Annotated in this window: 10 protein-coding genes; 3 read left to right on the top strand and 7 right to left on the bottom strand. The window is 61.6% G+C overall.

Features of this window, described 5'->3' with window-relative positions; translation table 11 throughout:
• Window positions 1-119: 119 nt before the first annotated feature.
• A complete protein-coding gene (locus E8A46_RS04345; protein WP_291557927.1) occupies window positions 120-632 on the bottom strand; it encodes an AraC family transcriptional regulator in 513 nt (170 codons plus the stop codon).
• A 449-nt stretch (window positions 633-1,081) separates the two neighbouring features.
• Between E8A46_RS04345 and E8A46_RS04350 the strand changes: the two genes are divergently transcribed.
• Window positions 1,082-2,062 (top strand): threonine dehydratase, encoded by a 981-nt coding sequence (locus tag E8A46_RS04350; RefSeq protein ID WP_291557928.1) that lies wholly within the window; start codon window positions 1,082-1,084, stop codon window positions 2,060-2,062.
• A gap of 1,455 nt (window positions 2,063-3,517) precedes the next feature.
• On the opposite strand, the gene E8A46_RS04355 is transcribed toward E8A46_RS04350, so the two are convergent.
• Window positions 3,518-4,318 carry a response regulator gene (locus tag E8A46_RS04355; protein WP_291557930.1) on the bottom strand — a complete coding sequence of 267 codons (801 nt, stop codon included), beginning with the start codon at window positions 4,316-4,318 and terminating at the stop codon, window positions 3,518-3,520.
• Between the two features lie 229 nt (window positions 4,319-4,547).
• Here E8A46_RS04355 and E8A46_RS04360 point away from each other — a divergent pair, with 229 nt between their 5' ends.
• Together E8A46_RS04360 and E8A46_RS04365 are read left to right on the top strand one after the other, a co-directional pair.
• A complete protein-coding gene (locus E8A46_RS04360; RefSeq protein ID WP_291557931.1) occupies window positions 4,548-4,754 on the top strand; it encodes a NepR family anti-sigma factor in 207 nt (68 codons plus the stop codon).
• A 2-nt stretch (window positions 4,755-4,756) separates the two neighbouring features.
• On the top strand, window positions 4,757-5,305 hold the full coding sequence (locus tag E8A46_RS04365; RefSeq protein WP_291557933.1) for a sigma-70 family RNA polymerase sigma factor: 549 nt from the start codon (window positions 4,757-4,759) through the stop codon (window positions 5,303-5,305).
• A 121-nt stretch (window positions 5,306-5,426) separates the two neighbouring features.
• Here the strand turns inward: E8A46_RS04365 and E8A46_RS04370 are convergent, their stop codons facing one another.
• The 5 genes from E8A46_RS04370 to ureC form a co-directional block, all read right to left on the bottom strand.
• Entirely contained in the window at window positions 5,427-7,085 is a 1,659-nt protein-coding gene (locus tag E8A46_RS04370) for an HWE histidine kinase domain-containing protein (RefSeq protein WP_291557934.1), read from the bottom strand.
• A 290-nt stretch (window positions 7,086-7,375) separates the two neighbouring features.
• Entirely contained in the window at window positions 7,376-8,026 is a 651-nt protein-coding gene (gene ureG, locus E8A46_RS04375; RefSeq protein WP_291557936.1) for an urease accessory protein UreG, read from the bottom strand.
• A gap of 315 nt (window positions 8,027-8,341) precedes the next feature.
• On the bottom strand, window positions 8,342-9,031 hold the full coding sequence (locus tag E8A46_RS04380; protein ID WP_291557942.1) for an urease accessory protein UreF: 690 nt from the start codon (window positions 9,029-9,031) through the stop codon (window positions 8,342-8,344).
• A gap of 88 nt (window positions 9,032-9,119) precedes the next feature.
• Complete coding sequence (locus tag E8A46_RS04385; protein ID WP_291557938.1) at window positions 9,120-9,716, bottom strand: urease accessory protein UreE; 597 nt, start codon at window positions 9,714-9,716, stop codon at window positions 9,120-9,122.
• Window positions 9,717-9,780: 64 nt separating this feature from the next.
• Window positions 9,781-11,192, bottom strand: a 1,412-nt coding sequence (gene ureC / locus E8A46_RS04390; protein WP_291557941.1) for an urease subunit alpha, incomplete at its 5' end; no start/stop codon positions are given.

Consider the following 11,192-nt stretch of genomic DNA (forward strand, 5'->3'; position numbering starts at 1 on the left):
GGCGCATACTCATCAAGCGAGCTTGATCGGTGCATTTTGCTCGATGTCCGCTACACCGCGATAGCGACCAAATTCCACAACGCAGCGAAATGTCGCGATGTGCCAAACCCGGAAGTGACTCAAACAAATTCTCGGCGAATGTGGCTCGGCGTCACTCCGAGCCGGCTGCGAAATGTGGCAGTCATGTGCGCATGCGAGGTGAACCCGGAAGCCAGTGCGATGTCGCTCAGCTCAGCTGTACCAATTTCCAGAAGCGTTCGCGCCCGTGAAATTCGCCGGTCGATGATATATTCGTAAGGAGCTTTCCCAACGGAAGCCTTAAAGGCCCGGCTAAAAAAGCCGGTCGAGAGGCCAACGGCTGTAGCCAGCTCCTGGACAGTCAGTTTGTCGTCGAGGCGGGCATCAATCAGTTCGTCCACCTCCTTGAGGCGGCGAGTTGTCATCCACGACCCAATCCGCGGTTCGCTTTCGTTCCGCCGTACGGCGTGGGTAGCACGATCGATCAGCGCATCGAGCCAATGCTCAAGGTTGAGCAGATCGATAGGATTACCCGCCAGCAAAATCGCTCGCAAGTTTTGGGCGGCGCGAATCGCGGTGGAATCAATGATGTCGCTGAATCGGCGTTCGCTCAAGCCAGCGTCCTCCTGCCCATGGCAGACCACGATCCTCAGGTATTCGCCGCCGTGGAGCGATTGCGAATAGACATCGCAGCCTCGCGGTACATAGGCCAGTCCATTGGGCTTTGCTCGAAATTCGGCTCGGCGATCCGTCGCAAAGGCATGGACACCAGTTTGGCCCTCGAATGCAAAGCCTATGACCGCTGCGTCAGGGGTATATCTCACGTCATAGGGACTTCGAGGCAGCAATTCGGCGGCGCAATGGCCGACGTCGGCGGCCCGCCTTTTAGGCAAGCCTTGCCGAAGAGGCTGACGTTGCTCCTTTACACCCATGACTGACGATAGCACGAACCGTCACGCCCGACATCGCGAAACGAGTGTGTGTCGAGCTTTTTAGGTCAGTTTCCTGAAAGTCGCGATTTCAGGAAACTGATATCGATTGTTGCATTCGGGAGGCTGGGACGATGAAGCCATTTTTTACCTTAGACGAACTTGAAGCGGCGACAACAATCGTCCGATCGTTTGTGCCACATACACCCGCGTACGCTTGGCCTCTGCTCTGCAATCGACTCGGCGTCGAGGTCATCGTGAAACACGAGAACCACACTCCGACAGGATCATTCAAGGCTCGTGGCGGGCTGGTCTACGTCAATGCCCTGCGATGCCGTGGTGGCCTGCCGCAGGGCTTGGTTACCGCCACCCGGGGCAATCACGGGCAATCCGTAGCGGTTGCCGCAGCGCGAAACGGCCTGCGCTGCATCGTTGTGGTCCCCGAAGGAAACTCCGTTGAAAAAAATGCTGCAATGAAGGCCTTCGGTGCAGAGTTGATTGTCGCCGGCAAGGACTTTGACGAAAGTCGGGCTTTTGCTGCGAGTATCGAACGCGAACGCGGCCACCATCTGATCCCATCGTTTCACCGTGAAATTGTAAAAGGCGTTGCGACTTACGCTCACGAACTCTTTGCAAGTTGGTCCGACTTGAATGTCGTCTATGTCCCGATTGGTGTCGGTTCCGGAATTTGCGGCTTGATCACTGTTCGCGATCTGCTGCAACTCAAAACGGAGATCGTCGGTGTCGTGGCTGCCAATGCTCCAGCCTTTGCGCTGTCGTTCGAAGCCGGCCGCCTTATACCGACGGCGTCGGCGAGAACGTTCGCGGACGGGATAGCATGCCGCGATCCCCAGGAGGAGCCATTCGAAATAATAAAAAATGGCGTCGCACGCATTATCCGCGTCAGTGACAATGAAATTGCGGAAGCGATTCGCGTCATCTACACCGACACACACAATATAGCCGAAGGAGCCGGTGCTGCTCCCCTAGCAGCGCTCATCAAGGAACGAGCGCAGCACGCCGGAAAGCGGGTGGCGATAATCCAATGCGGAGGTAACGTCGACATGTCGGTTTTTTTGCAAATCCTCGGCGGCCAAACTCCCCAGCCGCAATGAGGGAGGAATCTAAGAAGGCTCAAAACATGCTGTGATGACTATAACGCCACCAATCATCCAAAGGATGAAGACCCAAGTCGTAACCATAGCTTTCCGCCGATAGCTCCGACCCAGGAGGGTGTAAAGGGCGGGATCGCGCCCAAACTGCCCATCCCGCCGGCCCCCATTCCCCCAAAAATCCGCGCCGGGCGCTAAATTGTTTAGGGCTTTACGGTCGAAATTCATCGTTCGACCAAATAAATAGGCTGCAAAGGATGCCCAAAGGACGATAGCTGCAAAAGCAACGTAAATCGTCACCACTCACCTCACTCTTGTTCGCAGGCGAAAAGTAGTAATCGTCCAAGCGCGCTCAGCAATGGCAATGACGCTGGCGTCATGCGCGGGTGCACTCGGTGAGCATCACCAACAGAGGAGAAGCGTAGAACAGGCACCAGATCATGCACATTCGGAGGAGCATTCTGTTGGCGTTAAGTAAAAAGATTTTCTCGAAATCGAGGTCTTGAATATCAAGCTTAAGCTGCCGAGAATCGAATTTGGATTTTCTACCGAAGCCAAAGTTCGGAAATATCGAACTGGTGTCCCTGTAAGCGATGCTGTCGTACATTGCTTGAGAAAACTTTTGTTCCCATCGCAGAACGACGTCTGCCCGACCGTCGGGCGCTTGTCCTCAAAGCGCTCACTCCCGGCGGCGGCCGCTACTTAGAAAAAGCCGGCCCCCAAATCGAAACCGCCAGCGGCCAGGAGCAGGGATATTGACAGACCGAGGCCACAAAACAGGGCGACCGTCATAAGGGGGCCCACCTCCAATTCACTATCGGGAAACGCGAACGATAAAACCCTCGCCACAACAGCCATCTGCAATCTCCAAAATCTCGCCCCCGGCGGGGCCTTGATAGGGGATTTTCGCTTCAGGCCGACTTCGTCGGCTTCGAAAAATGGTTTCGTCGGCGCACGGCTCGACATCGCCCGTCAGCCGCCCGGCGCCGCTGACGAACAGCAGGGAGTGTGACCTGCTTCATATGCGCATCATGGGGGCCACGGTTATGAAACCTCTTATGTTTGGGGTCTGACCATGGAGATCGTAATTGGCAGCTCTCGCAAGAGCGCTTTCGCGCGTAACGGGAACTCAGCTTGACATCGAAGACCTCAGACCAATCCTCATTTTCTGTGGAGTGACCGCGCGGCGGCGCTGTCCTTCATGAAGCAAGTAGCCCGCATGAGCGCAGCGACATGCGGGAACCATAGCAAATGCGAAGACCCCGGATATCGCTTCGCTCATCCGGGCTACGCTCGCCGTCCGTCTTGAAGTATTTCTCAGGGGTTCTCCCGGAGCGACCGTTGCGCACGCTCGGCGAGGAATCTGACGAATCCATCGAAATCGACACGCCGCCATTAAACGACCTGCGGGCGCAGCAAAGCCGCGCCCGAGCAGGCTTGACACGGCAGTTCCCGAGATCACGCCACCCTTGACGACCGGTTGCGCGAGTTGCGCTGGAAGAACAGCGCCTGGCTCGCCACCGCGGACACCATCGCGGGCTGGAACGGCTTCGAGATCAGGAACGCCGGTTCGGGGCGCTCGCCGGTCAGGAAACGTTCCGGATACGCGGTGATGAACACCACCGGGACCTCGAAGGTCCGCAGCAGTTCGTTGACGGCATCGAGACCGGACGAGCCGTCGGCCAGCTGGATATCCGCCAGGATCAGGCCGGGCTTCTTGTTCTTGGCGAGAGCAATGGCGTCGGTGTGGGTGCGGGCGACGCCGATCACGTGATGACCGAGATTCTTCACCAGGCTTTCGAGATCCATCGCGATGAAGGTCTCATCCTCGATGATCAGCACGTCGGTGGCGATCTCCGCCGCCATTTCGCGCCCGGCGGTATCGGCGAGCTTGCGGGTCTCGGCCACATCGATCGAGAGAATGAAGGCCACTTCTTCTTCCGAGAAGCCCTCCAGCGACAACAGCAGGAAGGCCTGGCGCGGCAGCGGGGTGATATTCGAAAGCCTCCGCTCGGGCGGCATCGGCAGCGGCGTCACTTCGGGGTCCTCGTTGAGCGAGACCGAGTTCCAGATCTGGGTAAAGAGCTTGAAAAGCCCGGCGCGCGGTCCGTGACGCTCGTCCAGTAGCGACGGATCCTGAAGCAGGGCCTCAAGCATGGCCCCGACATAAGCGTCGCCCGACGCCTGGTTTCCCGTCAACGCACGGGCATAGCGGCGCAGCAACGGCAAGTGTTCGGCAACAAGCTGTGATCGGGACATCCCCACTCCATCCTTCATCTTGGGCCAAAACTTCGGCGCGAGGGTGACCCGGTATCCCCCTAACAGTGCCTGTCTACGCCCAGACCGGACAAAAGTTCCCGGATCTTCCGGAACTTTTTGGGCAACTTTGAATTAGCCACTACGATAGCGATCGCCGGCGCAGCGGCAATTTTGAGGATTATCCGTGACAATACAAAAGCTTAACTCTCGGGGAAGCGTGGACCAGGTCATGAAGGATGTAAAGAAGCAGGGCGGCCTCAACGCCGAGATTCAGTCCCGAATAGGCCACCAGCTGCGCGCCATGTACGACGATGTCGTCCGGCAGGGGGTTCCGGACCGGTTCGTCGAGCTGATCCGCAAGCTTGATGCGCCCGAGGGCAATCCCCAACTAGGGACTGCTGGGACTGCGGGCGAAAAAAACGACGGAGGGGAATAATAATGCCTCTCACAGACTCACTCCGCGACGACATCCTGGCGTCGGTTCCGAGCTTGCGCGCCTTTGCGATCTCGCTTTCCGGTAATGGCGACCGCGCCGACGATCTGGTGCAGGAAACGCTGCTGCGGGCGCTAGCCAACATCGACTCGTTCCAGCCCGGCTCGAACCTGCCGGCATGGCTGTTCACGATCCTGCGCAACCTGTTCCGCTCCGACTATCGCAAGCGGCGGCGGGAGGTGGAGGACGCCGATGGCAGCTATGCCAAAACCCTGAAGACCCAGCCGGCGCAGCAGGCGCATCTCGAATTCGAGGAATTCCGCCTTGCGCTGGACAAGCTTCCGCAGGACCAGCGTGAAGCGCTGATCCTGGTCGGCGCCTCCGGCTTCTCCTATGAGGACGCTGCGGCGATCTGCGGCTGCGCGGTCGGCACCATCAAGAGCCGCGTCAACCGGGCGCGATCCAAGCTCTCCGCCCTGCTCTATGTCGATGGCGCCGAGGATTTCGGCCCCGATGAGACGGTGCGCGCGGTGATCGGCGGCAGCGGCGGCTGATATCGGCTTTAAGACTCTTGCTTTCCGTCATTGCGAGGAGCAACGCGACGAAGCAATCCAGACTTCCTTTGTGGCTTTGGATTGCTTCGCTGACGCTCGCAATGACGGCAAAACCCCGTCACTACCCCACCGGCTTCGGCGGCGCCGAAAATTGTTCGGTGCGGTCTCTCTCCGACATATCAACCACGGTTTCCATCGGCGCGGTGAGTTCGTACACGTAGCTCACATCGGTGAAATACCGCTTCGATGTCCCGCCAAGCGCCTCCGGCGCGACGCGGTCGAGCAGGATGACGCCGAAATCGCTGTCGGTGCGGCGGGTCGCCGCGCTGGTGTTGAACTCTTCCCAGCGAAAATAAAAGATCGGGCCCGACTCTTCGCCGGTCACTTCCCAATGCGCGACGATGTGGGGGTGCTTGCCGACCAGCGAAAGTCCTTCGTCGGAATGCGACGCCAGCTCGAAGAACAACAGCGAAAGCGACTGCGCCGCCCGCGCGCTGACGGTGATATCCGGACCGCTCACCGCGATACGCTCGGCATGGGGTATCGCGCGCGCTTCGAACAACCCCTTCAGTTTCACGCCCTGCCACTGGCTTTCGCTGAGCAGCGAAACCACGTTCGACATGGCATGGATCCGGCCGATCAGGAGTTCGCGGGCGACATCGATGTCCGAACCGTGGCGCAGCGTTCGCGTCACGATCGACTGGATCACCGCAAGGATGTTCTTGACGCGGTGATTGAGTTCGTCGATCACGGCGGTCAGCCGGCGCTCGAAGCCGATCCGGACCTGGATTTCACGGCTTAATCGCAGGTTGTTATAGGCGACATATCCGAACAGCCCGCAGACGAGCGCGGTCAGCGCGAGGCCAATGGCGGCCACGATCGTGGCCGTCTGTCGGGCCCGCGTCACCGTGTTGGTCTTGGCGTAATAGCCGAGCGACCAGTCGCGGCCGCCGAAGGTCACCGTCCTTGTCACCGACGGCGTAGGGCCTTGCGGACTTGCCGTTCTCGATATGACGACGCCCCGGTCATTCTCAATCAGCTCACCGTTGTCGCTGCGCGGGTCCTTCAGCACCACCGAGAACAGCGACAGATCGTCGTTGGCCAGCATCAGCGGCGCCAGTTCATAGGAGAACGTCACATAGCCCGCCGGCGAAGCATCGCCATTCTGCAGCACCGGCGCGGCAAGAACGAGCCCGATCGGACCATCGGGGCGCAGCAGCGGGACCGGATCGGACGCGACAGGCTTTCCAGCGGTCATCGCCATCGCCAGCATCGGCCCCAGGATCGGGTGCTGATCGAAGCAACGGCCCGGGAAAGCCGACATCTCCTGATTGCGGGGTTCGACATCCATCAGCACGTCGACCGGCCGCTGCAGAGTCTGGGTATCCAGCGGCACATCGTCGAAACTGCGGATCGTCGGGTTCGGAAATCCCGCACCCGCCAGTTCGGTATGTGCCGCTTCCAGTTCCTCCGGCCGGAGCCGCGCGATCCAGCTTGCCACCACGAAATCGGTCTTGAAGGCATAGATCGAGGATCGCAGCGGCTGCAGCATGTTGGCCTTGATCACGGACGGCGAACGGAACAGGCCCGACGCGACGCGCGCGAGCAGTTCGCGCTCGGTCAGCCGGTCCTGAACCAGGCTGGCGTGAACGTCGATCGCCCGCGCCAGCGCGATGCCGTCGACCGTCAATTCCTGATCGTGGATACGATACGCCGCAAGACCGGAGAACAGAACTCCGATCAGCGCGATAAAACCTGTGATGAGACCTAGCCGAACCACTCGCTCACTCAAAGAAGAGGTGTTGGCAACGAAGATCAACAAATATTTGGCGACCGCCGCGGCGGCGATAAACCGGAGCAACCAGAAAGCCAGCCGCAAGGCATAGTGGAGTAGCGATCATCGGGACGCAACTGCGGCGGGACGGATTTGACATCGAGCAATATGACTTCCGCGCGTGACGCATTGGCAAAGGCCAGAGGATGCTAACCACGATGGATCGATCTGGTTCCGGACCGATCGCGGAAAAATGCCACCGTCCCCCGCAAGCCCTGTCCGGCTCGCGTTAAGTATTAACGATTTGCCACCAGCCCCGCCCTGTCCCGCGCCGGCGGACGGAGGCCGCCCTTGGCCTCGATGAAGCCGATGATGCGCTCCAGCCCCTCGCTCTTGCGGAGATTGGTCATGACGAACGGCCGCTCGCCGCGCATTCGCCTGGCATCGACATCCATCTTCTCCAGCGACGCGCCGACATGCGGCGCGAGGTCGATCTTGTTGATGACGAGAAGGTCCGACCGGGTGATGCCAGGGCCGCCCTTCGAGGGAATCTTGTCGCCCGCCGCGACATCGATCACGTAAATCGTCAGGTCGGCGAGCTCCGGCGAGAAGGTGGCGGCGAGATTGTCGCCGCCGGATTCGATCAGCACCAGATCGAGGTCGGGAAATTTCGCGCGCATATCGGCGACCGCGGCGAGATTCATCGAGGCATCCTCGCGTATCGCGGTATGCGGGCAGCCGCCGGTCTCGACGCCGGCGATGCGATCCGGCGTCAGCGAACCCGAGCGGACCAGGAATTCGGCATCCCATTTGGTGTAGATGTCGTTGGTGATCGCCGCGATGTCGTAACGCTCGCGCATCGACTTGCAGAGCAGGTCCATCAACGCGGTCTTGCCGGATCCAACCGGACCCCCGATGCCAATACGAAGCGGGCCGTTCCTAGACATATCCAGTGCTCTTTCTGTCTTTTTCGTCGTCCCTGCGAACGCAGGGACCCATAACAACGGCTGCTCGCAATGACAAAGCTGTCTGCCCACATGGCGCTAGTGTGGCCGCGCTCCGAACCGGCCCGGCCTTCTCCCCTCCCCCCGCGCAGCGGTGGGGAGGGGTCGGGGGTGGGGGGTAGCGCCGCGATCGCTGACGCAGCGTTTCCTGCGGATAGTCCCCCCACCCCCGACCCCTCCCCGCCACGCGCGATGCGCGTGGAGGGAGGGGAGCGCACCGTTTTCGCAGGGGCGACGCGCGGAGAGTACATCGCATCCTCATGACCGGAACAGCCTGGTGTATTGCGTCTCGTGCCGCATGCTGGCGAGATCGGCGCGGAAGGTCGCGCTGCCGAGATCGTCGAGCGAGGCCTCAAGCGCGCGCGCTGCCGTCGCGGCCACGATCGGCTCGAGCTGCGCCAGCACGCGCTGGCCGTCGGTTTGTCCCAGAGGAACAAGGCGCGCGCCGGCCGATATCCAGTTCGAGGTCAATGCGTGCAGGAAAGCGTGGAGCGTGGCGGCGAGCGGTATCGCATGCGCGGCGCTGACAAGACCGACCGCGACCGGATAGACGATGGCGCCGCCGCAACACGCGATCAGCCGATCCAGCGCAGCGCAATTCCATGCCGCGCGGGCGATCTCGACGAATGCCCGTCCCTGCGCCGAGGTTTCAAGGTGGCGCTCGCGCGAGGGCGCGAAGGCCGAGGCGAGTTCGACGATCTCGCCAAGCCCCGCATCGTCGCCGGATGACGCGGCCCGATGCGTTTGCGCCAGGAACACGCCGTCGCAAAATCCCGGCCCGTCCGCCAGCATCGCCGCAAGCCAGCCCCGCAGGGATGCGGCATCGGCGATATCGCCGGCCTCCACCGCCCATTCGATGCCGCTGGAATAGGAGAAGGCACCGACCGGAAAAGACGGCGACAGCCACGTCAACAGCCGGTACAGCGCAGCGGCTTCGTTCCCTTGCATCCCGCTCCGGCTGCCGGGTGCCGCCGTAGAGTCCTGCTGGACGGCAGCAGCGCGCACCACCGCGCGGCGCCGCGGCCGGGCCTGCGGCTTACTTGTGGTCATGAGCATGGGAATGGCCGTGGCCGTGATCATGATCACAATGCTCGTCGTGATGATGACCGGACTCATGGTGAGGGTCACCGCCATGAGCGTGCGACGAATGATCGTGCCCGGCATGGCCATGCCCTTCGTCGGCCGGCGCGTGCGCATGGCCGCCGCCGGCATAGGCGCCGCCCTCGGGGTCGAACGGCGCCTCGATCTCGATGATCCGCGCGCCCAGCCCCTTCACCATCGCCTCGATGACGTGATCGCGCCGGATCCGCAACCCCCTTGCCGTGATCTGGGTCGGCAGATGGCGGTTGCCGAGATGCCAGGCGACCCGAACCAGATGCTGCGGGTCGTTGCAGCGGATCTCCGCCAGCGGCTCCGGCGCCGCCACGACCTCGACCAGCCTGCCGTCCTCGAGCACCAGCGCGTCACCGCCCCGCAGCGCGACCGCGTTTTCCAGATCGAGCAGGAACTCAAGCCCGCGCGTGCCCGTCATCACCATCCGCCGCCGGTGACGATCGTCGAAATCGAGCACGACGGTATCGGCCGGCGGCTCGCTCCAGCGATGAGACCCGCGAACCTGCGTGGCGCGGATCATAGCGGGTGGCCCGATGATCCGGACGTCCAGGAGATAGTTACGAGATAGATCATGGTTGGGCGCCCTAATACATGAAATAGCGCTGCGCCATCGGCAGCACTTCGGCGGGCGCGCAGGTCAGCAATTCACCGTCGGCGCGCACCTCATAGGTTTCGGGATCGACCTCGATTTTCGGCGTGGCGCCGTTGTGGATCATGCTCTTTTTGGAGATGCCGCCGCGGGTATTCTGGACGGGGTAGAGCTTCTTGGCGATGCCGAGCTTCCTGGCAAGGCCGGAAGCCACCGCCGCCTTCGAGGAGAACACCACCGAGGAGGCGGTCAGCGATTTGCCGAACGCCGCGAACATCGGCTGGTAGTGCACGGGCTGCGGGGTGGGGATCGACGCGTTGGGGTCACCCATCGGGGCGGCCACAATCGAGCCGCCCTTGATGATGCATTCAGGCTTGACGCCGAAGAAAGCCGGCGCCCACAGCACGAGGTCGGCGAGCTTGCCCTTTTCCACCGAGCCGATCAGCTTCGAGACGCCGTGGGCGATCGCGGGATTGATGGTGTATTTGGCGATATAGCGTTTGACGCGGAAATTGTCGTTGTTGCCCTTGTCCTCGGGCAGCGACCCGCGCTGCTTCTTCATCTTGTCGGCGGTCTGCCAGGTGCGGATGATGACTTCACCGAGCCGGCCCATGGCCTGCGAATCCGAGGACATCATCGAGAGCGCGCCGAGATCGTGCAGGATGTCTTCCGCCGCGATGGTCTCTTTCCGGATGCGGCTTTCGGCGAACGCCAGATCCTCGGCGATCGAGGGGTCGAGGTGATGACACACCATCAGCATGTCGAGATGCTCGTCGATGGTGTTGCGGGTGAACGGGCGGGTCGGATTGGTCGAGGACGGCAGCACGTTCTTCAGCCCGGCGATCTTGATGATGTCAGGCGCGTGGCCGCCGCCGGCGCCCTCGGTGTGGAAGGCGTGGATGGTGCGGCCCTTGAACGCCTTCACCGTATCCTCGACGAATCCGGATTCGTTCAGCGTATCGGAGTGGATCATCACCTGGATGTCGTAGTCGTCGGCGACGGAAAGGCAGTTGTCGATCGCCGCCGGCGTGGTGCCCCAATCCTCATGCAGCTTGAGCGCACAGGCGCCGGCCTTGATCATCTCCACCAGTGCCGCCGGACGCGAGGCATTGCCCTTGCCGGAAATGCCGAGATTGACCGGGAACGCATCGAACGACTGGATCATTCGCGCCATGTGCCAGGGCCCGGGCGTGCAGGTCGTCGCATAGGTGCCGTGCGAAGGCCCGGTGCCGCCGCCGAGCATCGAGGTGACGCCGCTCATCAGCGCGTGCTCGATCTGCTGCGGGCAGATGAAATGGATATGGCTGTCGAAGCCGCCGGCGGTGAGGATCTTTCCCTCGCCGGCGATGATGTCGGTGCCGGGACCGATCACGATGGTGACGCCGGGCTGGATATCGGGATTGCCCG

The organism is Bradyrhizobium sp. (genome assembly GCF_004799445.1).
Taxonomy (GTDB): Bacteria; Pseudomonadota; Alphaproteobacteria; order Rhizobiales; family Xanthobacteraceae; genus Bradyrhizobium.